Source organism: Acetomicrobium thermoterrenum DSM 13490, assembly GCF_900107215.1.
Lineage (GTDB): Bacteria > Synergistota > Synergistia > Synergistales > Acetomicrobiaceae > Acetomicrobium > Acetomicrobium thermoterrenum.
Window position 1 is genome coordinate 1 of sequence record NZ_FNPD01000003.1, and the last position, 26,204, is coordinate 26,204.

The following is a 26,204-nucleotide window of genomic DNA, read 5'->3' on the forward strand; positions in this document are numbered from 1 at the left end:
TAGCATGGAGCCGCAAGGGCTTAAAGGCCATGTCTTCTTTGAGGGCTTACATCTGTAGCGGTGGCAAGGTGACGTCAGAACAGATAAAGAAAAAAGACCAAAAAGGTGAGAATGCGGACAAAAGACACAAATTCACCTTGAACCTGGAGGAGATCTTAGGTCCCGTTATAAGTGAGCTTGGATGCATAACGGTACTGAAAACGGGAAAGGTAACGCCCTTATACACGACCTTAAGGGGCATATGTCATGGCGGGTTTGATTTTTACCTAACCTAAAAGACGTTGCCCTTTAGGACACATGGGGAGTGGTTCCTAAAAATCCTACAAAAACTTGACGCGGTCGATCCGACCCTCAAAGTTGACAAAGGAGAGGGATGTTTCTATAATGATCTGAAAATTAAACTTTAGATTAAATTATACTACATAACGGAACTTATGTTGATAATATGGAAAGGAGCAAAGCTAGATGTCTTCTGAAAGCATACTTGTCCTGGGTTCTGGCCCCATAAAGATAGGCCAGGCTGCGGAGTTCGATTACGCGGGAAGCCAGGCCTGCAAGGCACTTCACGAAGAAGGTTACCGCGTGATACTGCTCAACAGCAATCCAGCTACTATACAAACGGATACGGCGATGGCCGACATTGTTTACATAAAACCCCTAACGGCCGAAGCCGTTGAAGCCATAGTCGAAGAACATCACCCCAAAGGTGTTATAGCCACATTGGGCGGGCAAACCACCCTTAATTTATGTGTGGAGTGTGAAGAAAAAGGCATATGGAAGAAAGCAGGTGTCAGGATCCTTGGGACTCCGATATCCGCCATAAAGGCTGCCGAGGGAAGAGAATCCTTCAGAAACCTTATGAAAAGCATTGGTCAACCCGTCCCCGAAAGCGTTGCCGTTTCCTCGACGAAAGAAGCCCTGGAATTTTCCCGAAGCCAAAGATTTCCCCTGATCGTCAGGCCTGATTTTACCTTGGGAGGCACCGGCGGAGGCATAGCCTGGAACGAGGAAGAATTAAAGGAAAGAATTAAAGAGGGCCTGCAGGCCTCTCCCGTCCACAGGGTATTGGTAGAAAATTATCTTTTAGGGTGGAGAGAGATAGAGCTTGAGGTGATAAGGGACGCTCGAGGCGACTGTTTGTGCGTCTGCGGGATGGAAAACGTCGACCCCATGGGGATTCACACGGGAGACAGCATCGTCGTCTCGCCTGTACTAACCCTTACGAAAGAGGAGTGGAACCTTTTACGCACGGCCGGGTTGGCAATTGTGAAGGCTTTGGACGTGCGCGGGGCCTGCAACGTGCAGTTTGCCCTTTCGCCCGAGGGCAATTCCTACTACGTCATAGAGGTAAACCCCCGCGCCAGCAGGTCGAGTGCCCTGGCAAGCAAGGCCACGGGATACCCCATAGCGAGGATAGCTGCAAAGATTGCCCTGGGCAAAGGCCTGGCGGAACTTCCAAACCCCATCACGGGAAAGGGCAACGCTTTGTCGGAGCCCGAGCTTGATTACATCGTAGTCAAGCATCCCCGCTGGCCCTTTGAAAAGTTTCACACCGCCAATATTCGGCTTGGGACGCAGATGAAGTCCACCGGCGAGGTCATGGCAATAGGAAGCTCCTTTGTGCACGCACTACTTAAGGCCTTCCGTTCGTTGGACGCATCCTCACCCCTCACCGACAAATACTTTAAAAAGGCCACAAAAGACGAGCTGTGGCAGCACTGCATACTCCCAACCCACAGGCGTATGGGAGCCATCCTGGAGCTCTTAAGGCGCGGTGAAGCCATAAATGACATTTCGGACGCTACGGCCATACATCCCTATTTTATAACACAACTTCAACAGATCGTTTCGATAGAAAAAGGGTTAAAAACCGGACTTACCCGAGATGTGCTAACAGAAGCCAAACGTGCGGGATTTGGCGACGAAGATATCGCTATTATCTGCGAAATGTCGGCAGAGGAGATATCGGGCTTGCGTCAGAGCCACAACATAGAGATAAAGCACAAAAAGGTAGGAGGAGAAGGCTCACGATTCGGGTACTTCTATGGCGTTTACGAAGATGACGCCCCTTTAGTCGCTCCTTGCGATGATGCTCGATCAATCATTGTTTTAGGCTCAGGCCCAATAAGAATAGCCCAAGGGGTTGAGTTTGATTACTGTTGCGTAAAGGCCGTTGAAAGCTTGAGGCACAGGGGCTTTAGGGCCGTAATGGCAAATAATAACCCCGAGACGGTCAGTACCGATCACGATATTTCCGACGCCCTTTACTTCGAGCCCCTTCACGTCGAAGACGTTAAGGCCATTCTGAAACGCGAAAGGGCCGAAGGGTTTTTCTGCTCCTTTGGAGGGCAGACGTCGCTAAAATTAGGCCTTGTCTTGGCAGGAGAAGGTTTTAGCATGTTGGGCACAAATGCATCGGCGATCGTAGAGGCAGAGGATAGGGGGCGTTTTTGCGATATACTGCACAAGCTTGACATACCCTATCCTCCGGGAGAGGCTGCTAGGGATTTGAAGGAGGCCGTGGATATCGCCGAAGGGTTGGGCTTCCCGGTGATGATAAGGCCCAGCTTCGTCATAGGCGGAGTCGATATGCAGGTGGTTTACGAAATGGAGGAGTTCAAAAAGCTTGCCTCTCTTGCCTTTTCCCATGCTCCCGGTGTCGCCCTCCTGATCGATCGTTTTCTTCAGGGAAAGGAGTTTGAGGTCGATGCCCTTTGCGACGGAAAAGACGTGCTGATCCCCGGTATATTCGAGCACTTGGATCCTGCAGGCGTGCATTCCGGCGACTCCATCGCGCTCTTTCCTGATTTTTCCCTTTCGCCACGGGAAAAAGATGAAATGCTTCGTATTGTTTCTTGCCTTTCTGAAGTATTAAACGTAAAGGGGCTTTTCAACGTACAATTCGTCCGTCACGACGACAAGCTTTACGTAATAGAGGCAAACCCGCGGGCCAGCCGAACCGTTCCCATAGCCAGCAAGCTGGCGGAAATTCCCATGATAGATCTGGCCGTCGGCATCGCTTTGGGAGAAAGCCTTAAAGGCGCAGGTTACGGGCTTGGCATTTTGGATTACAAAGGGCCAATGGGAGTAAAAGTACCTGTCTTTTCCACGGAAAAGCTTCCCGGAGCAGACAGCAGGCTCGGTCCGCAGATGCAGTCGACGGGAGAGTCTTTAGGCGTGGGGGAGACCTTTGCCGAGGCTTTATGGGAAGCCCTGCAGGGCGCGGGATGGAAGATCCCAAAGAAGGGCAACATCCTTTTTAGCGTCAGAGATGACCAAAAATCTCTGCTGGCTCCTGTAGCTTCTATATTTTACAATCTGGGATGGGAAATTTACGCTACACCTGGCACGACAGCGGCGCTAAAGAAATGGGGGTTGCCCTCCAAAGAGGTTCTCAAGGGGGCGGAGCTTATATCGGCCATTCGTTCCAAAATGTTCGACGTTTTTGTAAACATACCTTCCCTTCAAACGGATACACTGAAGGACGGCTATGCCATGAGAAGGGCGGCCATTGAATGCCGGGTGCTTTGTCTTCATACGCTGGAAGCAGCTCAGGCCGTAGGCTCATCGCTTACGAGCAGAAACCATACTTAATATAGCCGATTGATTATCGTTAGTCGCATAGGCGCGATATCTTCTTATATATAAACAGTTGTATTCGTAGGTCATCTTCTTTAAAGCCAAGGCGGTAAAGATATCGCGCATTAGAGCTTTTTTGTCTCGCTCAGAGCTTCATCGTAATTGTTGTCTTGAATCAATTTTTTTATGTTCAAGGCTTCAGTGGTATTACTCAAGGGGGGCGCCTCCTTAAATAAAAATCCTTTGCCCAAGTTCCTGCTTTTGTATAAACTTCTTTTAGGCTAAGAGTCGGATGAAGAACACTCCGCGGATGCTTGGAAGGACCCAGCCTCGCGAGCCAACTTCTTTTCCGATAATACCCAAAATAAGCGTTTGCCCTAAAACAATATCCGACATCTCGTGATTTCCTTCTCCGGTAAAGTGTGCAATGAGAGCCATCGTTCCTACGGCAATGCCCTGAACCAGCATCGCGAGTACCGCTACAACTGTACCGGCAATTGCAAGTGCGGCTACTTCAACATGTCCTAATTCACCGACAAAATATAAGTCCACCATCGAGAAAAGATCCTGCAGCAACCCGCCAATCATTATTGGAACTGCAAGTTATATCATACAACCATAAAGATATTTACACGTATCGAAGGGTGTACAAACCCACTAGGATCTGCAATCTGCGAATCGCCAATTTTATCTAGAGTCCAAGCTTGACCCTCTGCGAATGCCTGCAATATAATGTTTATGACATATTATGACATAAATGAAATAAACCTCAATGTCCTCTACTTAAAGAAAGGGGGGAATAGAGCAAAGGTTATCCCTGGGAAGAAGTCAAAAAGCAGCTGAAATTAGGGTGGCTAGTTGTTTGTGAGGGGGGTTGTGTTTATCAAAGGCGTCGTTACGTCACGATCGCGATATCGCGATAAGGAGGAGTGGTTAAATGAGAAGGTTATTTCACGTAATGGTGGTTGCTATTGTTGCCATGGCTTTTGCAAGCGTGGCTTTTGCCGGTCCCACCAAGGTGGGGATCATGACAGGCACCACATCTCAAGGGGAAGAAGAGTATAGAGCCGCACTTGAGATGATCGAAAAATACGGCAAAGACAGGGTAATTCACGTAACCTACCCTGATAAATTCATGGACGAGCAGGAAACCACTATTCAACAAATCATGAGCATGGCTTCCGACCCGGACGTAAAGGCCATAGTGTTGGTGCAAGGTGTTCCCGGTTCGGCAGCAGCCATCGATAAGGTTAAAGAATTTCGTCCCGATATGTTTTTCATCAATATAGTTCCCCATGAAGATCCTTTGTTAGTCGTCCAGAAAGCAGATATTTGCCTTGAGACAGATAATCCCATGCGTGGTGTCACGATCGTTGAGCTTGCTGAAAAAATGGGCGCCAAGACCTTCTGTCATATTTCCTTCCCCCGGCACATGTCTTATCCCCTTCTTGCAGAGCGCAGGGACATCATGAAGGCTGAATGCGAAAAGCGAGGGATTGAGTTTGTTTTCATCAACGCACCCGATCCAACCGGAGATGCCGGTATAGCTGGAACACAGCAATTCATCCTGGAAGACGTTCCCCGTCAGGTGGAGAAATATGGCGTGGATACTGCCTTTTTCAGTACGAACTGTGGAATGCAAGAACCGTTAATAAAGGCTGTCATGACGACAGGAGCCATCTTCCCCGAGCAGTGCTGTCCCAGCCCTTATCACGGATATCCTGGATCACTCGGGATAGAGATACCCCCAGATAAAGCTGGGGATGTAGAATTCATCTTAAAAGCCATTGAAGAAAAGGTTGTCGAAGCAGGCAGGGCCGGAAGATTTGCGACTTGGAAAGTTCCCGCCAACATGGCATTTACCTATGCTTCAACAGAGTATGCCTTTGATGTCGCCGATGGCAAAGTATCGGGGTACGATAGAGCTCATATGGAAAAGCTGCTTTATAAGTACTTTGGAGAAGAGTCCAGGGTAAGATCGTACGAAAACGTCGAAGCTGGAGTAAAAGCAGATAACTTCTTGCTCATCGTTGGGGAGTCAATAATCTTTGGCGCAAATAAATAGAGAGCATACGTTTAAACAAAGACATTAAAAGCTCTAGCGGGGTTGCTCGCCTATGAGCGACCCCGCTACGTTGTAGCTTACTTTATCTGAAGGAGGGAGGAATTTCTTAATGGAAGCTCCCCGTCTGGAATTGCGAGATATAAGCAAGGAATATTTCGGCAACAAGGTTTTGCGCTCAGTGAATCTTTCTGTTGCCCCCGGCGAGATTCACGGCCTAGTTGGTGAGAATGGAGCCGGAAAATCAACGTTAATGAATATCTTGTTTGGGATGCCAGTCATAAGAAATACGGGAGGTTTTGAAGGCAGGATTTTTATGGATGGAGAGCCGGTAGAAGTAAACTCGCCCTATGATGCCCTGGAATTAGGGATCGGCATGGTGCATCAAGAATTCATGTTGTTACCCGGGCTGACCATAACGGAAAACATAAAGATAAACCGTGAAATCGTTAAAGATAACTTATTTAGCAAGTTGCTTGGAAAAAAACTTGGAATCCTTGATTTTGAAAGAATGAAAAAGGATGCAAGGAAAGCATTGGATCGGGTTGAGTTAAATATAGATGAAATGTTGCCCGTCCTTGGATTGCCCGTTGGATTTATGCAGTTTATTGAAATTGCCCGAGAGCTGGATAAAGAGTCTCTAAGACTGCTGATCCTGGATGAGCCTACAGCCGTACTGACGGAAAAAGACGCCGAAACGCTGATAGAGGTAATGAAAAAGCTCTCCAGAGAAGGCATTTCTATCCTTTTTATAACTCATAGGTTAAATGAGGTCTTGCGAGTGGCCGATAATATCACTGTTCTCAGGGATGGTGAAGTGGTCGGTAAGCTTCCATCGTCGGAAGCCACCATTGATGTCCTCGCAGAACTCATGGTTGGACGTAAAGTCGATATATCAGCTCGAGCTCGCAGGGGTTTTGAAGAAGACGCGAAACCGATACTCACGATTAAAGACCTTCACGTCGATATGCCGGGAGAAAGAGTTTCGGGCTTGTCTTTAAATGTTCGTGAGGGAGAGATATTGGGGATCGGCGGCTTAGCCGGTCATGGGAAAATAGGAATCGCCAATGGCATCATGGGATTATACCCTGCCAGAGGTTATGTTCACGTCGCAAACCATGGCGAAGTTGAGCTTAACTCTCCGCTTTCGGCGCTAAGCAGCGGCATGGCCTTTGTCTCAGAAGATAGGCGAGGAATGGGACTTCTTTTAGACGAAACGATAGAGCTTAACATCGCTGTCCAGGCCTTGTTGAGCCGAGGCAAGTTTCTTAAAAAATATCTACTTAACATGATAGACAGAGAGTCAATCCGAAAACACGCACTTAAAATGATTAAAGATCTGGATATACGCTGCACCGGTCCAAATCAAATAGTAAGGCGTCTGAGTGGAGGCAATCAACAAAAGGTCTGCATAGCCAAAGCACTCACCTTGGAACCGTCGATCCTTTTTGTCTCTGAACCGACACGTGGGATTGATGTGGGCGCTAAAAAGATCGTACTCGATCTGCTTTTGCAGCTGAACCAAGAGCTGGGAGTCACAATTATCATGACATCTTCCGAACTTGCCGAACTTCGTTCCATTTGTGACCGGATTGCCATCATTTACAGAGGTCGCTTGCAGGGCATCCTTCCCGTTGACGCGAGCGACAAAGAATTTGGCTTAATGATGGCAGGGGAACTTTCGGCTGTTAAGGAGGGGGTATTTTGATGACTTCGGGTGATTTCAACGAACATAGCTTATGGCCAAGGATAAAAGAAGGCGTCGCAAGTTTTGGAGTAGCCAGATCCATAATACTCCTTTTTTTGATCATCCTCTTAATTGCTGCACTGATCTTAGATCTTCCCATGGATCAGATACTTTCGAGCATGCTGAGTCGTTTCGGAATGAACGTCATCCTGGTTTTGGCCATGATTCCAACGATAAGATCAGGGACAGGGCCTAATTTTGGCCTTCCACTGGGAATTTCCTGTGGACTAATTGCGGCCGTGCTCAGCATAGAACTTGATTTAAGGGGTTTTCAAGCCTTTTTCTTTGCGGTTGGTCTGGGTGGAGCGTTAGGTGCCATAGCAGGTTATTTGTATGGTTTACTGCTCAATAAGGTCAAGGGGCAGGAAATGACGGTGGGAACATATTTTGGTTTTTCAATCGTTTCATTGATGTGCATTTTTTGGTTCTTGGCGCCCTTTAAAAGCCCTGAAATGATTTGGCCCTACGGGGGAAGTGGCCTACGTGTAACTATAGCCTTGGAAGGCCGCTTCGACAAGATTTTAAATAACTTTCTTGCCTTTGATGTCTTTGGTGTCACAATACCAACGGGATTGCTACTTTTTTACGGAGCTTTTTGTTTAATAGTGTGGCTTTTTATGCATTCTAAAACCGGAGTGGCTCTTTCGACGGTGGGAGAAAGTCCTCGTTTTGCAGAATCCTGCGGTCTTTCCATAGATCGCTATCGTACTATAGGTTCCGTAGTTTCTCAAGCCTTGGCAGCAGTGGGCATCATCGTATATGCCCAGACATTTGGTTTTTTGCAACTTTACATGGCCCCTCTTTTCATGGCCTTTTTTGCTGTGGCATCCATACTAATAGGAGGAGCAACCTTGAACCGAGCGACCATCTGGCATGCCACGGTAGGTTGTTTTCTTTTCCAGTCGATCCTGGTTGTTTCTATGCCCGTTGCTAACCTGATCATATCTGAGAATCTTGCTGAGGTCGCAAGGATAATAATAAGCAACGGCATCATTCTTTATGCATTGACACGCCGGGAAATTGGAGGTGGCGCCTAATGGCTAAAGATGAAAAAGTTCTCTCTTCGACTTCAAACAACATGCATGAATCGCAAAAAAAACAATTCGAGCTGAAGTGGTTTTTGCGCAAAAATATCGTGCCCGTTTTTTTCTTTGTGCTGTGCGTCATTGGTGGGTACTACAGCGGATTACCGCTGCCTTTTTTACTCAATGAGATCATCACTCGGATGGCCCGAAACAGTTTTTTAGTGATCTCCCTCATAATTCCTGTTTTGGCCGGCATGGGACTAAACTTCGGCATCGTATTAGGGGCCATGGCCGGGCAATTTGCCTATGTCGCCACGGTAAATTGGCAAATGGCAGGGCTGACTGGCTTTACGACGACTGCACTTTTATCGATACCCTTAGCCATTTTGTTTGGCTGGTTAACGGGGATTCTTTTTAACCATGCAAAGGGAAAGGAAATGATCACGGGAATCATATTAGGATTTTTTGCAAACGGCATCTACCAGTTAATATGTCTTTACTTCATGGGAAACATCATACCCATAAAAGTTCCATCGATGCTCATTCCTGGCAGTATAGGACTGAGGAATACTTTGGATATTAAATCCATGCAATACGCCCTGGATAACCTTTTAAAAATACAAGTGAAGATCCCGGGTCACGTTTTCCCGGTGTCAATACCCGTTGCAACTTTTCTGGCGATTTTGGCCTTGTGCCTCTTTACGCATTACATTGTAAAAACTAAGCTTGGCCAGGAGTTTAGAATAGTGGGGCAGGACATGTATGTTGCAGAGGCATCGGGCATCAACGTGGATAGAGTCAGGATTATCGCTGTTATCCTTTCAACGATATTAGCCGGCCTTGGACAGGTTATTTTTCTCCAGAACTTGGGCAACATCAATACTTATGGAAGTCACGTCCAGGTCGGCACTTTTGCCGTTGCAGCCATATTGATTGGAGGTGCATCTGTTAAAAAGGCCACAGTTGGTCAAGCTTTGCTTGGAACGCTTTTGTTTCATACCCTTTTTATAGTGTCTCCCCTTGCAGGAAAAAACCTTGTCGGAGACGCAATGATAGGGGAGTACTTCAGGGTTTTTGTGACATACGGAGTAATAGGCGTTGCCTTGGCGCTTCACGCCTGGCAGAGCTTACAAGAACAAAGAAGAATAGCATTGCTTAAAGCTGATATCAGTGGAGAATAAAAAATAACGATTAATCTGGACAAGATGAACTCTTTCTGGGCTTTCATTGCGCACTTTTCAATGAACCCCCGATTTGACTAAAGGATGCATAATGTCTGGATTAACGCCCAGAAAAGAAGATTACATTAAGGCCATATAATCTCAGCGAAAGAAACAGGGCAGTACACGTAAAAGATATTTCTCAATTCATGGGGGTGAGGGCTTCAACCGTTGTAGGGATAGTTTTCATGTTATAAGAAGACAGATACGTTGAGCAGGAGCCATACGGATATATCGAGCTTACCGCCTTGGGCAGGGAAAAGGCCAAGGCGGTAATTCAAGCCGATTGATTATCCTTAAAGTCGCATAGGCGCGATATCTTCTCATATAAACAATTGTATTCGTAGGTCATCTTCTTTAAAGCCAAGGCGGGAAAGATATCGCGCAGCGGTATATCCTTATCGGCCGTGCCCTCCGTCTTCCAGTCCACGACGACGATCTTGTCTCCCTTGGACTTGCTTTGGCGCACCAAAAAGTTTGCCGGGTTGGCCCAGTCGTAGATCACCAGTTTGTGGCTTACCAGGAAATCGTAAAGTTCCCTTAAAAGTTCAAGGGCACGTCCTGCCTTGTCAGGGTTTTCTTTGACGAAAACGTCGATCGGTTTAGAAAACGAACCGTCTTCGTTGCAAATGCGCTCGACTACCAGCCCCGGCCCCAGGTTCGTCATCGCTATGCCGAAGCATCTTGGTGCGTGCTCGTAAAAAGCTTTTCCCACTCTGAGTGCCGTAGAACGGTACACCCTTGCCTCTTCGCGGTTTGACCAAAAATCAATGAGCCAGGGCATTAAAATCCTCTCCAAGCGCTTTCTTGGTGAAAGGCGATAGCCTTCTTTCCAGAGCCTATCTATTTTGATGCAAAGGCGGGGATCTTTGGGATGAACGAAGGTGTCCCTCTTGCTTCCGCTGTGAATTAAAAGGTCAGAGTCTAAGGGCATGACCTCGTTTGAAAAAAAGCGCGGCTGCAAAGGCTTTCTTTCAAAAAGAAACGGTAAAAGATCGGCAAAAAAGTACTTATAGCTATCCTTTGGGAGAAAGGCGTTCATCCAAATCTTGAGCGCTTTCCTGCGAATCTTTTTTACTCTGCTGTATTGACCTTCCGCTTCATAAATTTCTGCTAAAAGATCCAAATACACGACCAAATCGGGGTGGTTGCCACCAAGCTCTTTTGTTGCCCTAGACAGGGCCTTTTCAGCTTCGGGCAAAGCTTTATCATATTTGCAGTTTTGGATCAATTTAACGACGTTTACGATCTCATCAGGATACACTTTGCCTTCCCCCTGAACCTCTCGACGAAGCTATTATTGACAAAAGGGCATTACACCGATTTAAGTATGATATCAAAATATACTTAATATGTCTTACGTGATCCATTTCGTTCAGGTGTTGACATCAAAAAAACTTGACTTGTGGCATACTCTAGGTAGTATGCTATATCATGTATCAAAAATTACGAAAGCAGGAGGGAAAGCTTTATGAAAAAACTCGGCTTTGGACTAATGAGACTGCCCCTGATTGATCCCGAGAACCCTGAGAGCATAGATCAGGAACAGTTGAACAAAATGGTAGACCATTTCCTCGAGGAGGGATTTACCTACTTCGATACAGCTTATCCTTACCATCAGGGAAAAAGCGAAGTTGCGATAAGAAAGGCATTGGTCGAAAGGCATCCCAGAGAAAGCTTCACTTTAACCGACAAACTACCCACCTGGATTGCCACTAAATATGAAGATTACGAGGCCATTTTTGAGGAGCAGCTCGAAAGATGCGGTGTAACGTATTTTGATTACTATCTCCTTCACAGCTTGGACGTCAAACGCTACGCCGAGACTTCAAAGCTGGGCGGATTTAAATTTGTAAAAAAGCTCAAAGAACAGGGCAAAATCAGGCACATCGGCATCTCCTTTCACGATAAGGCTGCTCTGTTGGACCAGATACTAATGGAGCATCCCGAGATAGAATACGTGCAGCTTCAGATAAACTATCTGGATTGGGATAGCCAGCTTATCCAGTCGGGCAAATGTTACGAAGTGGCAACCAAGCACAAAAGGCCGGTAATAGTGATGGAACCTGTCAAGGGAGGATATCTTGCCAACGTCCCTCCCGAGGCGGTTGAGCTGTTTAAAAAATACAATCCCGACCTGAGCATCGCCTCCTGGGCAATTCGGTTTGCTGCTTCCCTTGAAAACGTCTTCATGGTGCTAAGCGGCATGAGCAGCTTCGAGCAGATGGCCGATAACGTAAGCGTCATGAAAAACTTCGTCCCCTTGAACGACGAAGAAATGAGGATCATAAAAGAGTCCGTAGAGATAATAAAGAAGAAGGTCGTGATACCCTGCACGGCCTGCAGATATTGCGTCGACGGCTGCCCCAAGCATATAGCAATACCTGAGTACTTTGCCATATTCAATGAGCGCAAGACCTTTGGGCCTACGCCAGTGCAAGTATTTTTTTACAACAACTTAGCCAGGGAACATGGCAAGGCATCGGACTGCATTGCCTGTGGTCAGTGCGAGGAGCATTGCCCTCAACACATAAAGATCATCGATGCCTTAAGGGATGTCGCCAAAGAACTTGAGGCTGAAAAAGAAACGACCCAAGGAGTCAAAAAATGACTATAACCCAAGTGAGCGAAAAATACGGGCCTATGCAACGGGTAGACTGAAGCAAGTAGCAGTTTATAGTGGCTCCCTTGTGAGCCGCTATTATTTAGCTAAATTTTATTGCTTTTAAAATTTAAAGGAGGTATAATCAAATATATTAATGTATAAGAAAAAATAAATTAAGGGCGGTTGAGGTAATTTAATGTTGCAAGCTATCAGAGTTCCTGTCAAAGAATTGCAACGTTGTAGTGGCATTGTAGCCGAAGATGTTGTATCCAATGATAAGGCTCTTCTTTTGCCTCGTGGCTCGAATTTAGCTCTTCTAGACGATAGGGCCATCAATATCTTAAAGGGAAAACTCATTTCTGAAGGGGTAGAATATATAAACATCTATCTTCACAATAATTCGGATGCCTCCTTAATTACATCAATACAGGATGAGAACGATTATCAATCCGTCCCTCCCTATCGGCAAATTGACAAATCACTAGCGGAAATGGCGCTATATCAGATTAATGACATTTACAACAGAATTGCAAAAGGAGAGGCATTATCGGAGCTGTACGAACCACTGTTGAATACGGCACGGGTTTTGACTCAAGAGATATTAGAATCCGAGGCCATTACTCTTTCCTTATATAAAGTGAAGGAAAGAGATGAGTATACTTTCGTACATTCTCTCAATGTTTCATTGCTTTCTGGTTTTTTGGCTGGAAAGCTATTAAAGGGCGATAGTGTAACCGAGAAGATCGTAATCGGAGGATTGCTGCACGATGTAGGCAAGACAAGGATTCCTCTAGAAATTTTAAACAAACCTTGCCCCTTAACAGCCGAAGAGTTCGCAGTGATGAAGGGCCACCCGTTACTAGGGTTTGGAATTCTAAGGGAGGCGAGGATTACCGACGAAACAATACTAAATGTTACTTTGTTCCATCACGAAAGAATGGATGGAAAGGGATACCCCAAGGGTCTAACGGGCAAGGACATTCCCGTTGAAGCAAGAATAGTTGCGGTGGCAGACGTCTTCGACGCAGTTACTACAAATCGCGTCTATCGCAGTGGTGTGTCTCTGTATAATGCTATATCTTTGATCATTAAGGATACTGGTAAGCATTTCGATCCAAAAGTTTCGCGGGAACTGGTATCAGCTTTAGGTTTGTATCCGCCGGGGACGATTGTGGAGTTGTCCGACGGCAACATAGCCGTTGTAATTGCCTGCAATGAGGGTGATTTGTTTCGACCCACAGTTAAGCTGATGGGCTCCTGGGCAGAAGTTACCTCCGGCAATGGACGCGATGGAAAGGTAGTGAACTTGAGAAATACCCCCAATTTGTACATAAAAAAAGCCGTAGGGAACTTCAGTAAATAAGACAGATCTGTTCTAAGTAAATTGCTCCCGAACATCTAGGATGGCCGGTTTGAGTTTCTTCAAAAAATAAAGCGATACGAAGAAGGCAACTACGGAAGATACGGGCTGACACCACCATACTCCGTCTATGCCAAACATTGCGTTCAAAAGCAGTGCTGCGGGATATCGAACTAAAATGTTTCGTATAATCTGAGCATAAAAATTATATTGTGTATAGCCTGCGCCAAGAAAAAGACCGCCAATGATGATAGTCAAGGCTATGAGGGGGTAGGCCGTCGTCGACGCCCTTATGGAGGCAACCGAATAACTTAGAGTCAGTCCCTCGGGCTTGAAGACAGCGAGAAACATCGAGGGAAATGCGTACAAAAGGACGCCCACGCTGCACATCAATATGAAAGCCCACTTGCATGCAAAGGCAAGCCCCTCTTTGACCCTTTCTATCTCTCCTTTTCCCAAATTATAGGCGACGAAGGGGACAAGGGCGGCATTCAACCCAAACACCAGCAAGAATGCGATATCCTCTATGCGGTTGCCCAAAGCCCAACCGCTAATGGCAGCTTCCCCATACTGTGCAAATATCTTGTTTAACAGCGCGGCGCCGACGGAAAAGCTGATCTGAGAAAGAGAAAGAGGCAAACCGATGACTACGATACTTCGCCACGTTGGGATCGTATTTCTGGTCAAGATAAGCTTGGGATATATATCACTGTAGTGTCTCAACTTCAAAAAAGAGTAAGCGAAGGTCAAAATTCTGCCCACAAGGGTCGCCAGAGCAGCTCCTCCGATGCCCATATCAAAGGTGAAGATCAGCAGAGGATCCAAAGCTATATTTACGGCATTCCCTATCAATAACGCGTACATCGGCATGGTGGCGTTTCCCTGGCTCCTGTAAACGGCATCTAGCAAAAGAGACCAAGAGGCAACGGGAAAGGACCAAACCTGCCAGAAAAGATATCTGTTTATATGCACAAGAGCCTCCGGGCTTGCTCCCAGAAAGGAGAAGAAATGCTCCTTTATAGAGGGAATTAAAAGCAGGCATGGAAAAAGAGATATCAAAAATACTAAAGATAGGGCAGCGTTCGCCAGATAGCGACTTCGATAAAGTCTTCCCATGCCTAAATTTTTGCTTATAAGGGTGGTAGCCCCTATCGTGCAGCCGCTCATGAGGGCATAGACGACGAATATCACCGGCATCATCAAAGACATGCCCGCCAGCGGCACGGTCCCAAGCCAGGCGATGAACATGGTATCGACTATATGAAAAATCGTGTGGGCAAACATGGTAATCATCGAAGGAATGGCAAGTCGCGTCAATACACGGGAAACCGAATCGCTTCCCATGTCAACGTTAGTCGGTTTTCTTATCTGCATATCTATTCTCCCTCGTTCAGCAAAATGGCGTCCAATACCCTTCTAAGCATGTCTTTTTTTCTTTCGTCCACTCTCTTGCCGCCATACCAAATTTCGGTAGATCTGTCCGATAATAGCGCATCTAAATGTACTTTATTCGCCTTTTCTTGCATATCTTCAAGCAGCTCCGATGTGTCGACGGCCAACGCCTCGGCTATCTTCTTTAGTATTCTCAAGGAACCGTTTCTCCTGTTGCTCTCCAAAGCTTGAATGTAGCCGGGGCTAACCCCAACGATACTGGCCAATTCGCCCTGGGTCAACCCCCGCTGCTGCCTGATCCTTTTGATCTTCAGACCCAAACTCATAAGATCTCGCACCCCTTTAAAGTGTACGTTATATGATAGCATTATCTTGACTAAACATGAAATGTCCTCCATAATTATACTAAGCTAAAAAAGATAGGTGATGCTAATGTCTAATCTGACTCCAAGAAAAGAGGACTACATCAAGGAGATTTACAAGCTCGCAGAAAAGAACAGGGCGGTTCGCATAAAAGATATAGCTCAAGTCATGGGAGTTAGGGCTCCTACCGTCGTCGGCATAATATCTTTGTTAAAGGAAGACGGTCTTGTGGCCCAGGAGCCCTACGGCTATCTCGAGCTTACGCAACCGGGTAGGGAAAAGGCAAAGTCTTTAATACAAAGAGAGCAGTTAATAAGGCGTTTCTTCGAAGATGTACTGGAACTGCCAAGCGATGAGGCGAAGGAAAATGCCTGCGCCATTGAACATTACATCTCATTAAGCTGTCTGGAACGCCTCGTATCATTTATCGAGTTTCTCCATACCTGCCCCTACGAAAAGCCAAAATTCCTGGAACATTTCAGACAGTTTTTAAATTCAAAAGACGCGGAAGGCATTTCGTGCTGTTGCTGCTCGGAGGTTGCCCAAAAGAAGTAAACTCCAACGACGTCATTTTTAAGGTCAAATATTTTTTATAACACAGGATTTCGAAAAATATATCCCATGATATTTAGTTTTTAATTTATCATGGGATATATTATACTAGAAGAGATATCGTATTAGGGGAAGGGGAATTTGCCTTTGCGAAAGTGTCTCGCATTATTTGGTGCGTTATCGGTCTTTTATTGCTTGACGTTCTTGGGAAAGCCGGCCTTAGCTGATAGCGTGGATGACCTTTTTCTGGCAAAACAGTGGGGACAGCTTGACGAATTTGTAGCGTTGACGGGTAATTCGCTTTCTCCCAGAGAATGGTCTGTCTACGCCAACGGTCTCTGGCTTCAGAGCAGATACGATGAGGCGCTGGAGATATTGCTCAGGATACAGGACGATTTCCCGCCTTCGGTAAGGCCCTTCGGCAAGTTTTATACAGCTTTAGCCTTTGAACGGACAGGTCAAGAAAGTGAGGCAAAGGCTTTGCTCTATAAGTTGTGGCCGAAATCACCCGAACCGCTTCGTTTTTACGTGGCTTACGCCCTTTTTCGGGTAGAAGACGGCGACGAAAAGGAGAAGTGGGCACGAGCCATGTTGTCTTCTGCCTCTGATGATCCCCAAAAGGTTCAGGCGTTGACGGCGCTGTTTTCCATAAAGTCGGCAGGTCTTGAGGAAGCCTTTGCCTTGTTGGACCTTCAGCCGCGCAACTCGACGGCATTGAGCTTTCTGCAAAGTCAGGATTGCGAAAAAGACTCAAGAGTGTGCCTCTACTTGGGCCATGCAGCCTTTTTAAACGGAGATTACAGGAAGGCCGTGGAATTTCTAAAAAAAGTGGATGAAAGTTCTCCTTCTTGGAAAAAGGCCTGTTACTATCGCGCCTATGCCCTTTACAGGCTTAAAAATTACGAAGAGGCGGCCGCTCTTTGGGGCGAACTGGCAAAAAGGGGCGGGGATTACTCCGTTGCTTCTGTTGGAAGGCTCGCCACTTTGGCGAGGCTTGGAAACGCCACGGCGATAGAAATTTTAAAGAACGTTGCTGCTCCCGACGGCGAAACGGCAAGGGCCGCCCTCTATCACCTCATATCCTTCTACGAAGACAGCGGTGACAATGCTACTGCAAAAGCTCTGACAGCAAAGCTTCTTTCCGGGAAAGACGACTTTTACTCGATGAAACTGCTGTGGCGGATGGGATGGAAATCCTGGAAAGAAAAAGACAATCTCAACGCAGCCGAATTTTTCATTCGGGCAAGTACCTATAAAGGAGATGCACTCTGGGCTTCCCGGAACCTCTACTGGGCAGCAAGAGCTCTTGAAGAATCGGGAAATACTGAAGAAGCTTTGAAGCTTAAAGACCAGATAAAGGCTAATTACCCTCTATCATACTACGGCTTATTAGTCGAAAATATAGAGGGCAAGATCAAAGAAGGCCTTCCCGAGGAACTTCAAAGTAAACCGAGCGACATGGAAGCATGGGGGTTTCTTTTTTGGGAAAGCAGAATCTTGTCTCAGAAAAATACACCGTCGGCTCGTTTCAGGGCTTCTCATATTTATGAGTGGCTGGGCAATTTCGACATCGCTTATAACGTTGTAAGGTCCCTCGAATACTCTTTAAAGGCCGAAAACTTGTACTACAGGGATTTACTGAAAGCCCTATATCCCACTCCCTTCGCGCAGGAAGTTCAGGTATCCTGCAAAGATTTCAACGTAGACCCCCATGTGGTGTGGGCCATCATGCGCCAAGAGAGCGCTTTCAACCCCAATGCCACAAGCTGGGTGGGAGCCAGTGGGTTAATGCAGCTGATGCCAGCAACGGCAAAGGACGAAGCTACAAAATTGAAAATTAAAAATTACAATATATATTCCCCGGATACGAACATACGCCTCGGCGTGGCTCATTTCTCCTGGCTTATCGGAAGGCTCGAGAAACTACCCTTAGCGTTAGCTGCCTACAACGCAGGCATTGGCAACGTATTGCGATGGTTACCTGAGGAGGACGATTTCGACGAAATAGAATGGATCGAAGACATACCCTTTGAAGAAACCTTAACTTACGTAAGAAAAGTCTTATCCAACTATAAAGTTTACAGAGCCTTATATGGAACTACAGACGAAAGGAAGTAGGAAATCATGAACGCAGATCGGCATTACACGGAAGAAGTCCAAAGGGTATGGGAAAAATTAAAGGAACTTGGATATGAGGGTGAAATTCTAGTGAGCGATAAAACCATATTCACCGTAGAAGACGCATCAAGGGCGATAGGCGTGCCTGAAGAACACATCCTCAAAAGCCTCATATTCCTCGTTGACGGAGAACCTGTCTTGGTCCTGATGAGCGGCTCAAATAAGGTCGACATAAAAAAAGTTAAAAAAACCCTCGGAGGACGTAAGATCAAGATGGCCGGACCCGATTATATCGAAGAAAATTTCGGATATAAAGTGGGCGGCGTTCCGCCGGTAGGTTATAATATTAAAATGAAAGCATTGATAGATGAAGATGTACGCAAATACGACACATTATGGGCTGCCGCTGGCAACGATCACGCCTTTTTCCCTATTTCCCCCGACGAACTCGTAAGGTTAACGGGCGGAACCATTCTTGACATTAAAAAGCAGTGACGAAAACATAAAAATCGGGTAAAGGCAGGAAGGGATTACAAAGCGTTTGAATAACATGCGTTGGCCATTAACGTCGAATTTCGAAGAAAAAGTTAAATAAAAGCCCTAAATCGCAGTATATTTACCATTAATTGTATTTAATCGGCATTAACTGGGATTGGGTTGGTTTGAGTTGAACATCCTTTTTGGTACAATGAAAGCGAAGGTCAAGAAAGATCAAAGTCAGGAGGTGATCTTCCATGAAAAGACCTGAATTACCGGAAAGAAGAGGACGCGGACTGTGGTGGAACCCTTGGATGATGGGAATAGATAGACTACAGGAGGAGATAAGCAGAGTGTTTGACGATTTTGCTAGCAGATTTGTGCCGCCGGTGTTGGGTGGAGGTGCGGTATCGGTAGACGTATATCGCAAAGATGGAAACGTGATAGTCGAGGCGGAAATGCCGGGCATTGATCCACGCGATGTGGATATAAAGGTATATGAAGACAAGGTACTCTTGAGGGCCGAAAAGGGTGCCAGCAGAGAAGTGGAGTCCGAGGATGTAATAAGATCTGAAAGGTACTACGGCAAGATTTCCAGGGTAATATCGCTTCCTGTCGAAGTGATACCCGAAAAGGCCAAGGCTAAATTCAAAAACGGGCTTTTGACGATCGCCATACCTGAAAAGGAGCCAGAAGAGGAAGGCGGCTATCGGATCAACATTGAAACCGAAGATTAAAAGCTCTTCTGGCCCTCACGATCTGAAAGATAAATAGGTAAGACGAAATGCCTTTTACTTCCCCATTTTACGGGGGAGCAAAAGGCATTTTTTTTCAAACAAATTGAAGGAGGCTTGCAAAGTGAAGATATCTCTTAACAGCCTTTTGGTAGGGTTTGGACTCATAATGTTGACTACACTCCTATTTGGCGCGACGTCATTCGCCTGCACTACGATAATTGCCGGCAAGAACACCACTAACGACGGTTCGGTTTTATTGGGTCACAACGAGGACAACGGAGGAATATGCAACACCCTGCACTGGTATGTTCCACGCATGAAACACGAAGATAACGAATATGTCCTGTTGAGGCGAGGCGGCAAAGTGCCACAAGTTCCAGAGACATACGCCTATATTTGGTCCGAAAACGTAGGGTTGGAGTGGAGCGACGGAGGCATAAACGAAAAAGGGGTGACCCTGGGAAGCAATTGGGCTGGCTCGAGAGTGCAATCTGAGGAGGCAGAACTTACCGACGGCGGGATTGGATACATGTTGCGCCACATCATTCTCCAGCGAGCTTCAACCGCCAGAGAAGGTGTAGAAATCGCTGCCAAGTTGCTCGATGAGTTCGGCTACGCTCATCCGGGTCGTTCATATCAAATTGCCGACTCGAATGAAGGATGGGTTTTACATGCAATGAGGGGCAAACATTATGTAGCCATGCGAGTGCCCGACGATCAAGTCTATTTCATTCCCAACGTCTACGTGATACACGACGTTGATTTCAATGATACCAAAAACTTCATCGCGTCAAAGGGATTGAAGAAATATGCGATCGAGAAGGGATGGTACGATGAAAAGGAACCCTTCGACTTCGCCAAAGTCTTTGCCGATCCCGAAAGCCTAATGGCCAAGTCAAATACATACAGGCAGTGGGGAGCTCATTACCTTTTGACGGGTAAAAACCCCGTCTTCTTAGAGGGCGAATGGAAATTGCCTACCACTGTCAAGCCTAACCGCAAGCTGGGCTTGGAGGATATGGCCGATATACTCAGATTCCACTACGAAAATACAGAGCTCGATGAAAACCCAGGCTATGAAAAGGGAACTCCCCACAGCGTCGGTGTAAGAAAGATTTGCGTTGCCACAACTAATACCTCATTTATAGCCCAGTTAAGAAGCGAAATGCCCAAAGAGATTGGAAACATATACTGGCTTGCCACGGGATCGCCCTGCACCGGCGTTTACGTTCCCTGGTATTTGGGAATTTTGGAAATCCCTCATCAATGGCAGGTCGCACAAGAGACTCCACTTAATACTAAACGATCTTTCCTCGATTACCACTTTGATCCGGCACCTGAGGTCCTCCAATTTAATGACGCCTCTGCCTACTATACCTTTACGGAGCTAGAAAATCTGGTAGGCATGAACTACAAAGAGGAGATAGATTGGGTCAGGAGTGAATGGAAAAAGACAGAGCGTCAAAACATAGAAAGACAACCTTACCTGGAGAAAATGCTTTTGGAGATGTATAACGCAGACCCCGATTTGGCCATCCAGTTTCTCACGGACTACTCGAAGGGAATATCCACAGAAGTCTTCGTCCGAGCAAAAGACATGATCCATATATTGAAAACAAAATACATGTCACATTAAAGATTTTTAATACAAAAAGACAGCGTCGGTTTTAAAGGCCGGACGCTGTCTTTTTGTAAATATAAAATAAAAAATCAAACATTAATTTTATCCATTAATTTTATCTTTATAGGCCAAATAGTAAAACAGAGCTACAAATACAACGCCTCCTATAATATTCCCCAAAGTAACGGGGATGATGTTGTTTAAAAACCCGCCAACAGAAAGAGCGTCGAGTGAGTGGGAGCTTAAACCGGCTTGAGAGACCAGCCCTTCGTTGTTTTTTAGAAGAATGCCAAGGGCCATAAAGTACATATTGGCGATGCTGTGCTCGAAACCCGAGGCCACAAAGGTCATGATGGGGAAAAATATGGCAAATATCTTGCTGATTATATCTTCTGCCGCCATAGCCATCCACACGGCTAAAACTACCAGCCAGTTGCACAGAATGCCACGAAAGAAGGCAATTCCAAAGGGCAAAGACATCTTGCCCGATGCTATCTTCAACGCGTTCGATCCTACGGCATCACCTGCCAAACCTGTACGATATATCAAATAAGCCAAGAAAAGCGATCCAATCAAGTTTGCAAAGTAAACGATAACCCAGTTTTTAAGTATTTCTTTCAAAGTAACACAACCTGCCAAAGCTCCAATGGGGATCAAGCAATTGCCCGTAAAAAGCTCGCCTCCGGCAATGATTACCAACATCAATCCGACGGTAAATGATGCGCCGCCAACCAGTTTAGACAGGCCAAAGCCGACATATTGGCTGAGGTCCTGTGTTACGACGGTATAAAGAAACCCACCAAAGCCTATATAGGCACCAGCTAAAAAACCCAGAAAAAGCATCTGAGAAATTCGCAAACTACATTTGCCTGTCGCTGTCGCACAGGCACTGTTTGCTATATCCGCAGGCGATTTAAAGCTCATTTCAAGACCTCCTCAAAATATTGTCTTTATATAGGTCATACCGATAATTTATATCATTTGTGCAATCGAATGTCGACACATATGCCCCAATCAAATCAAGCTCGTCCTTTCGTTATATTATATTGCATATTGTATTTTCACTGAAAACATACCCGAATGTGATGAAACTTCTTGCAGAATTTTCCTTATGCAGACATTCGCCTATCCCTTGACAATTACAAAAATTTACCATATATTAACAAATGTCTAATGTCGACACACGACATACGACGGATAAAGACAAATATAACGCACGAAAGGCGGGATCTACATGTCAAAGAAATCACGTCTGGACTTCATGAAGATGAAGGAAAAGGGAGAGCCCGTAGCATGGATAACGGCCTACGACTTTCCCACGGCATCCTTTGCCGAACAGGCAGGGATGGATATGATCTTGGTAGGAGACAGCTTAGGGATGGTACTGCTGGGCTACAAGGGAACCATACCTGTGACGATGGAAGAATGCATCACCTGCTGCAAGGCAGTGCGAAGAGGTGCTCCTAATACCTTTTGCATAGGCGATATGCCCTTCATGTCATACCAGATATCCGACGAAGACGCCGTGTATAACGCAGGAAGGTTTTTGAAGGAAGCCGACATGGACGCCGTGAAACTTGAAGGCGGAAGAAGGGTCATAACGAGGATAAAGGCCATTGCCGACGCAGGGATCTTGGTCATGGGACATATCGGTCTTACCCCTCAAAGTTCAGGAGTCCTTGGGGGATTTAAGGCACAGGGCAGAGACCCAAAAAGCGCCAAAGACCTAATAATGGACGCTCGAGCCATAGAGGAAGCCGGAGCTTTCGCCCTACTTCTTGAGGCGGTACCACCAGAACTGACCGAATTCATAGCAAAAGACCTTTCCATACCCGTTTACTCCATAGGAGCAGGAGCTCCCTGCGACGGACAGCTTCTCATATGCGGAGACATGCTTGGGTTATTCCAGGCCTTCACTCCAAAGTTCGTAAAGAAGTACGCAAACGTCGCAGAAGTTGAGATAGAGGCCTTCAAGAGATATATAGAGGACGTTAAGACGGGCAAATTCCCGGAGGATCAGCATTGCTACCACATACTGCCCGAGACGGCTGAGGAATATCAGAAGATGCTTGAGGAGTTAAGAAGGTCATAGCACCTTTTAATAAAATATCTGGAGGGTGAAAAATGTTTAAAGCAAAAAAGCTTTCCGAAATACGTGCCTTTATGGAAAAATTGAATGTCCCGGGGTCGGATGGGTGGGGGCTGCCTACATCGGAAAAGACCTTTCCTGATGGCGCAAACTACAGAATAGAAATAGCAGGAGTAGAGTATCCGTCGACATTTAAAGCCATGGTCGATGAAGCGAAAAAAAGAAAGGTCAAAGTGCACCGGGCCATCTGTACAGTGGGAGGATCTTCCTATCTTACCTTTGATCAGTTGAAAGAGATGGCGAAAATTGCAAACGACGAAGGTATCGAAGTCATCATGACCATGGGACACAGAAAGGCCTTCGATGTGGGATCGAAGGAAATGAGCACGAAGGAAGGCTCAATGCAGGGTTTCAGGCTTCGTGGATCCGACAACCTGGCCTACTGGTTCGAAGACCTTATGCGAAACCTTGAAGCGGGAATAAGGGGTTTCCTTGTCTACGACGAAGGTGCCCTTATGATCCTGTCCAAAATGCGAGAGGAAGGATTTATACCGAAGGAAACAACTTTTAAGTGGTCCGTCTTCGGAGGCTACTGCAACCCGGCAGGGGCAAAGATGCTCGAGAGCATGGGCGTCAATTCCATGAATCCCCTATCCGATGTATCTCTTCCCATCCTTTCCAGCATTAGAAAAGCTGTCGACATCCCCCTCGATGTTTATATGATCATCGTCGATGCTTTTGGGGGCATGTACAGAGCCTATGATGCTCCAGAAATAGTGCGCGTCGCCTCTCCTGTCTACTTCAAGATAGAGCCAGGCACTGCCGAGGCCGATATTTACAAGCCCTGGATGACTGAAAGCTGGCATGACGAATTCATTCGCATGAAGGTTAAAATCGCCCAGATACTACAGGAGATCATGGAAAGGCGAGCACCGGAACTGAAGATGTCCGAGATGTCGCCAAAGGATTTACGAATACCTGTAGTCGACTGATTTGCTTTAGGAGGTTAATTGATGTCTGATCTGTGGAATAACACCATTGGCTATATGAAAAAAGCGAGCAAAGCTCTAAATTTGAATGAAGAGATATTGGATGCGCTGCTTAAATGCAAGCGGGTTCTGGAGTTTCAGATACCCCTGCGCATGGACGACGGGAAGGTTCGGTATTTTACCGGATATCGCGTCGTGCATAACGATGCTTTGGGCGTCTCTGGAGACGGTACTCGCATAGTTGCCGGCCTAACCGCCGACGAAGTTAAGGGTCTGGCTCTAGTCATGAGTATCAAACATGCTGCCAATGGTATTCCAGCGGGAGGAGCTAAGGGTGGGATCGATGCTGATCCCACCCTTTTGTCCGAAGGTGAATTCGAGCGCTTAGTCAGAGGTTACGTCAGAGGACTTTTCCCAAGAGGTGCCAAGGTGGACGTTCCGGGCGCAGATATCAACACTAGCGCAAAAACGCAGGCTTGGATGCTCGATGAATACGAACAGATAACGGGAATTCATTCGCCTGGCGCCGTCAATGACAAGCCCAGGATTCTGGGCGGTTCTTTGGGAGGAGAAGACGCCACGGGAAGAGGTATGTATCATCTTACTTTGAAAATATGCGAAGAGCAGGACTGGGCTCCCGAAGACGTCAAAGTAGCCATACAGGGCTTTGGAAACGTAGGTTCCCATTACGCAAAATACCTGCAAAGCGCAGGGTTTAAGGTCGTCGCCGTAAGCGATATTAAGGGAGGAATCTTCAATCCCGATGGGATCAATATAGAGGACTTGCTCAAATACTCGAGAATGACCGGTTCAGTAGTATCTTTCCCCGATGCCAGGCAAATCACCAATGAAGAGATACTGCTTTGTGATTGCGACATCCTCGCCCCTAGCGCAGTGGAAGACGTAATAACCCTTCGAAATGCAGGAGATATAAAAGCTAAGATCATAATCGAAGGGGCCAACGGACCCATAACCCCCCAGGCCGACGATGTCCTGTATTCTCGAGGAATTATTGTAGTGCCCGATGTGGTCGCCAACGCGGGCAGCGCTATAGTATGTCACTTCGAAAGATCGCAATGCGCCACCGATTATTACTGGGACCTGGAGACGGTCCAAGCAAAACTGGAAAGCCAAATAATAAATTCCTACGTTTCCATGAAAAACACTGCAAAAGAGTTACATATCTCTTTTAGAACTGCTGCATGGGTAAATGCCTTAAAGGCGATAGTTAAAGCCATGAAACTGAGGGGGCTTCTTTGATGAAGGCAGAAAGCCATAGCATTTGCTCCCATACAATTGATTTGAACCTACTTCACATATATGAGGCAAAAAAGCGCATATCACCGCTCGTTCGCCACACGCCTCTCGTGAAATCAGATCCGCTTTCGACTCTTTTCGATCATGACGTTTTTCTAAAGCTTGAATTTTTACAAGACCCTGGGGCATTTAAAGTTAGAGGAGCGACTAACAAGATACTTTCCCTATCCCCGACCGACAGAAAAAGGGGTGTGGTTACCTTTTCCACTGGAAACCACGGACTATGCACATGCTGGGTAGCAAAAAAGACCGATACACCTGCGGTAGTATGCGTTTCAAAACGCGTCGCTAAATTAAGTCCAAAGCGCATTGAATTCATGCGAGCCCTTGGAGCTGAAGTCGTCGTAAGCGGCGATACACAGGATGAAGCGGGTGAAATGGCAAAAGAACTTGTTGCAACGAGAGGTCTGACGTTGATACATCCCTTCGATGATCCTTTTGTCATTGCAGGACAGGGGACGATAGGGCTGGAATTGCTAGAAGATGAACCTTCGATTTCGTCTGTGCTTGTCCCTCTTTCTGGCGGCGGTTTGATCTCAGGCATCGCCCTTGCAATGAAGTCCGCAAGCCCGAGTATCAAAGTTATCGGCGTTTCCATCGAGAACGCCCCTGTAATGTACGAAAGCATAAAGGCAGGTCATCCTATAGAGATGAAAGAAGTTGACTCAATTGCAGAGTCCTTGCTTGGAGGAATAGGGTTGGACAACAGATATACATTTGAAATGGTACGCGATCTAGTGGACGAGATCGTATTGGTAAGCGAGAAGGAGATTGAAAATGCTCTCTCCTTTACCTTGGAAAACCATCATTGGTTGTTAGAAGGCGCCGGCGTAGCCGGCATCGCTGCATTGCTTAGTAATAAAGCAAGCGGAACAGGCAAAACAGCGATCATATTGTCAGGCTCGAATTGTGAAGCACGATCTCTGTTGAAACAATTGCAAATCTGATCCT

21 protein-coding genes and 1 pseudogene are annotated in these 26,204 nt (G+C 46.4%); 17 read left to right on the forward strand and 5 right to left on the reverse strand.

The window, feature by feature from the left end; genetic code table 11:
- Both BLU12_RS02850 and carB read left to right on the forward strand, forming a co-directional pair.
- A pseudogene (locus BLU12_RS02850) lies at positions 1 to 275 on the forward strand (UPF0236 family protein); the annotation flags it as partial.
- Between the two features lie 190 nt (positions 276 to 465).
- Entirely contained in the window at positions 466 to 3,594 is a 3,129-nt protein-coding gene (carB, locus tag BLU12_RS02855; RefSeq protein WP_091460469.1) for a carbamoyl-phosphate synthase large subunit, read from the forward strand.
- Positions 3,595 to 3,855: 261 nt separating this feature from the next.
- Here carB and BLU12_RS02860 read toward each other — a convergent pair whose 3' ends face one another.
- Positions 3,856 to 4,167 carry an MATE family efflux transporter gene (locus BLU12_RS02860; RefSeq protein WP_091460471.1) on the reverse strand — a complete coding sequence of 104 codons (312 nt, stop codon included), beginning with the start codon at positions 4,165 to 4,167 and terminating at the stop codon, positions 3,856 to 3,858.
- Between the two features lie 349 nt (positions 4,168 to 4,516).
- On the opposite strand from BLU12_RS02860, the gene BLU12_RS02865 reads away from it, so the two are divergent.
- From BLU12_RS02865 to BLU12_RS02880, 4 genes are all read left to right on the forward strand, one after another.
- Positions 4,517 to 5,644, forward strand: a complete 1,128-nt coding sequence (locus BLU12_RS02865; RefSeq protein ID WP_234945398.1) for a DUF3798 domain-containing protein — start codon at positions 4,517 to 4,519, stop codon at positions 5,642 to 5,644.
- Positions 5,645 to 5,753: 109 nt separating this feature from the next.
- Positions 5,754 to 7,349 (forward strand): sugar ABC transporter ATP-binding protein, encoded by a 1,596-nt coding sequence (locus BLU12_RS02870; RefSeq protein ID WP_009200885.1) that lies wholly within the window; start codon positions 5,754 to 5,756, stop codon positions 7,347 to 7,349.
- Positions 7,349 to 8,425: an ABC transporter permease subunit gene (locus tag BLU12_RS02875; RefSeq protein WP_009200886.1), complete on the forward strand. Its 1,077-nt coding sequence runs from the start codon at positions 7,349 to 7,351 to the stop codon at positions 8,423 to 8,425. Before BLU12_RS02870 ends, BLU12_RS02875 begins: the two co-directional genes overlap by 1 nt.
- The gene (locus BLU12_RS02880; protein WP_009200887.1) at positions 8,425 to 9,594 is read left to right on the forward strand and encodes an ABC transporter permease; all 1,170 of its coding nucleotides are present in this window, start codon (positions 8,425 to 8,427) and stop codon (positions 9,592 to 9,594) included. The genes BLU12_RS02875 and BLU12_RS02880 overlap by 1 nt, the downstream gene beginning before the upstream one ends.
- A 316-nt stretch (positions 9,595 to 9,910) precedes the next feature.
- Here the strand turns inward: BLU12_RS02880 and BLU12_RS02890 are convergent, their stop codons facing one another.
- A complete protein-coding gene (locus BLU12_RS02890; RefSeq protein WP_091460472.1) occupies positions 9,911 to 10,897 on the reverse strand; it encodes a YrbL family protein in 987 nt (328 codons plus the stop codon).
- A gap of 207 nt (positions 10,898 to 11,104) precedes the next feature.
- Between BLU12_RS02890 and BLU12_RS02895 the strand changes: the two genes are divergently transcribed.
- Together BLU12_RS02895 and BLU12_RS02900 are read left to right on the forward strand one after the other, a co-directional pair.
- Positions 11,105 to 12,244: an aldo/keto reductase gene (locus BLU12_RS02895; protein WP_009200889.1), complete on the forward strand. Its 1,140-nt coding sequence runs from the start codon at positions 11,105 to 11,107 to the stop codon at positions 12,242 to 12,244.
- A 190-nt stretch (positions 12,245 to 12,434) separates the two neighbouring features.
- A complete protein-coding gene (locus BLU12_RS02900; RefSeq protein WP_009200890.1) occupies positions 12,435 to 13,601 on the forward strand; it encodes an HD-GYP domain-containing protein in 1,167 nt (388 codons plus the stop codon).
- A 12-nt stretch (positions 13,602 to 13,613) separates the two neighbouring features.
- On the opposite strand, the gene BLU12_RS02905 is transcribed toward BLU12_RS02900, so the two are convergent.
- Both BLU12_RS02905 and BLU12_RS02910 read right to left on the reverse strand, forming a co-directional pair.
- Positions 13,614 to 14,972, reverse strand: coding sequence for an MATE family efflux transporter (locus BLU12_RS02905; protein ID WP_009200891.1), 1,359 nt, complete (start codon positions 14,970 to 14,972; stop codon positions 13,614 to 13,616).
- A gap of 2 nt (positions 14,973 to 14,974) precedes the next feature.
- Positions 14,975 to 15,316 (reverse strand): helix-turn-helix domain-containing protein, encoded by a 342-nt coding sequence (locus tag BLU12_RS02910; protein WP_234945399.1) that lies wholly within the window; start codon positions 15,314 to 15,316, stop codon positions 14,975 to 14,977.
- Positions 15,317 to 15,422: 106 nt separating this feature from the next.
- Here BLU12_RS02910 and BLU12_RS02915 point away from each other — a divergent pair, with 106 nt between their 5' ends.
- The 5 genes from BLU12_RS02915 to BLU12_RS02935 all read left to right on the forward strand — a co-directional run bounded on the left by BLU12_RS02915 (position 15,423) and on the right by BLU12_RS02935 (position 20,873).
- A complete protein-coding gene (locus tag BLU12_RS02915; protein ID WP_234945400.1) occupies positions 15,423 to 15,908 on the forward strand; it encodes a metal-dependent transcriptional regulator in 486 nt (161 codons plus the stop codon).
- A 144-nt stretch (positions 15,909 to 16,052) separates the two neighbouring features.
- Entirely contained in the window at positions 16,053 to 18,023 is a 1,971-nt protein-coding gene (locus tag BLU12_RS02920) for a lytic transglycosylase domain-containing protein (protein WP_234945401.1), read from the forward strand.
- Positions 18,024 to 18,029: 6 nt separating this feature from the next.
- Complete coding sequence (locus tag BLU12_RS02925) at positions 18,030 to 18,518, forward strand: YbaK/EbsC family protein (protein WP_091460477.1); 489 nt, start codon at positions 18,030 to 18,032, stop codon at positions 18,516 to 18,518.
- A gap of 239 nt (positions 18,519 to 18,757) precedes the next feature.
- The gene (locus tag BLU12_RS02930) at positions 18,758 to 19,237 is read left to right on the forward strand and encodes an Hsp20/alpha crystallin family protein (RefSeq protein WP_091460479.1); all 480 of its coding nucleotides are present in this window, start codon (positions 18,758 to 18,760) and stop codon (positions 19,235 to 19,237) included.
- A gap of 121 nt (positions 19,238 to 19,358) precedes the next feature.
- Positions 19,359 to 20,873, forward strand: a complete 1,515-nt coding sequence (locus BLU12_RS02935; RefSeq protein ID WP_234945402.1) for a dipeptidase — start codon at positions 19,359 to 19,361, stop codon at positions 20,871 to 20,873.
- A gap of 87 nt (positions 20,874 to 20,960) precedes the next feature.
- Here the strand turns inward: BLU12_RS02935 and BLU12_RS02940 are convergent, their stop codons facing one another.
- Positions 20,961 to 21,782 (reverse strand): formate/nitrite transporter family protein, encoded by an 822-nt coding sequence (locus BLU12_RS02940; protein ID WP_091460481.1) that lies wholly within the window; start codon positions 21,780 to 21,782, stop codon positions 20,961 to 20,963.
- A gap of 310 nt (positions 21,783 to 22,092) precedes the next feature.
- Between BLU12_RS02940 and panB the strand changes: the two genes are divergently transcribed.
- From panB to BLU12_RS02960, 4 genes are read left to right on the forward strand one after another with little or no spacing between them, the layout of a single operon-like run.
- Positions 22,093 to 22,950, forward strand: a complete 858-nt coding sequence (panB, locus tag BLU12_RS02945) for a 3-methyl-2-oxobutanoate hydroxymethyltransferase (RefSeq protein ID WP_091460483.1) — start codon at positions 22,093 to 22,095, stop codon at positions 22,948 to 22,950.
- A gap of 32 nt (positions 22,951 to 22,982) precedes the next feature.
- Positions 22,983 to 23,939 (forward strand): hypothetical protein, encoded by a 957-nt coding sequence (locus tag BLU12_RS02950; RefSeq protein ID WP_091460484.1) that lies wholly within the window; start codon positions 22,983 to 22,985, stop codon positions 23,937 to 23,939.
- Positions 23,940 to 23,960: 21 nt separating this feature from the next.
- Entirely contained in the window at positions 23,961 to 25,196 is a 1,236-nt protein-coding gene (locus tag BLU12_RS02955; protein WP_091460486.1) for a Glu/Leu/Phe/Val family dehydrogenase, read from the forward strand.
- The gene (locus BLU12_RS02960; protein ID WP_091460488.1) at positions 25,196 to 26,200 is read left to right on the forward strand and encodes a threonine/serine dehydratase; all 1,005 of its coding nucleotides are present in this window, start codon (positions 25,196 to 25,198) and stop codon (positions 26,198 to 26,200) included. Before BLU12_RS02955 ends, BLU12_RS02960 begins: the two co-directional genes overlap by 1 nt.
- Positions 26,201 to 26,204: the final 4 nt, after the last annotated feature.

Excerpts from the sequence above, each read along its gene's own strand:
- carB (WP_091460469.1), top strand. The coding sequence starts at position 466 with ATGTCTTCTGAAAGCATACTTGTCCTGGGTTCTGGCCCCATAAAGATA.
- BLU12_RS02940 (WP_091460481.1), bottom strand. The coding sequence starts at position 21,782 with ATGAGCTTTAAATCGCCTGCGGATATAGCAAACAGTGCCTGTGCGACA.
- BLU12_RS02895 (WP_009200889.1), top strand. The coding sequence starts at position 11,105 with ATGAAAAAACTCGGCTTTGGACTAATGAGACTGCCCCTGATTGATCCC.
- BLU12_RS02875 (WP_009200886.1), top strand. The coding sequence starts at position 7,349 with ATGACTTCGGGTGATTTCAACGAACATAGCTTATGGCCAAGGATAAAA.
- BLU12_RS02865 (WP_234945398.1), top strand. The coding sequence starts at position 4,517 with ATGAGAAGGTTATTTCACGTAATGGTGGTTGCTATTGTTGCCATGGCT.
- BLU12_RS02955 (WP_091460486.1), top strand. The coding sequence starts at position 23,961 with ATGTCTGATCTGTGGAATAACACCATTGGCTATATGAAAAAAGCGAGC.
- BLU12_RS02870 (WP_009200885.1), top strand. The coding sequence starts at position 5,754 with ATGGAAGCTCCCCGTCTGGAATTGCGAGATATAAGCAAGGAATATTTC.
- BLU12_RS02905 (WP_009200891.1), bottom strand. The coding sequence starts at position 14,972 with ATGCAGATAAGAAAACCGACTAACGTTGACATGGGAAGCGATTCGGTT.
- BLU12_RS02880 (WP_009200887.1), top strand. The coding sequence starts at position 8,425 with ATGGCTAAAGATGAAAAAGTTCTCTCTTCGACTTCAAACAACATGCAT.
- BLU12_RS02960 (WP_091460488.1), top strand. The coding sequence starts at position 25,196 with ATGAAGGCAGAAAGCCATAGCATTTGCTCCCATACAATTGATTTGAAC.
- panB (WP_091460483.1), top strand. The coding sequence starts at position 22,093 with ATGTCAAAGAAATCACGTCTGGACTTCATGAAGATGAAGGAAAAGGGA.
- BLU12_RS02915 (WP_234945400.1), top strand. The coding sequence starts at position 15,423 with ATGTCTAATCTGACTCCAAGAAAAGAGGACTACATCAAGGAGATTTAC.
- BLU12_RS02910 (WP_234945399.1), bottom strand. The coding sequence starts at position 15,316 with ATGAGTTTGGGTCTGAAGATCAAAAGGATCAGGCAGCAGCGGGGGTTG.
- BLU12_RS02950 (WP_091460484.1), top strand. The coding sequence starts at position 22,983 with ATGTTTAAAGCAAAAAAGCTTTCCGAAATACGTGCCTTTATGGAAAAA.
- BLU12_RS02900 (WP_009200890.1), top strand. The coding sequence starts at position 12,435 with ATGTTGCAAGCTATCAGAGTTCCTGTCAAAGAATTGCAACGTTGTAGT.
- BLU12_RS02925 (WP_091460477.1), top strand. The coding sequence starts at position 18,030 with ATGAACGCAGATCGGCATTACACGGAAGAAGTCCAAAGGGTATGGGAA.
- BLU12_RS02860 (WP_091460471.1), bottom strand. The coding sequence starts at position 4,167 with ATGATTGGCGGGTTGCTGCAGGATCTTTTCTCGATGGTGGACTTATAT.
- BLU12_RS02930 (WP_091460479.1), top strand. The coding sequence starts at position 18,758 with ATGAAAAGACCTGAATTACCGGAAAGAAGAGGACGCGGACTGTGGTGG.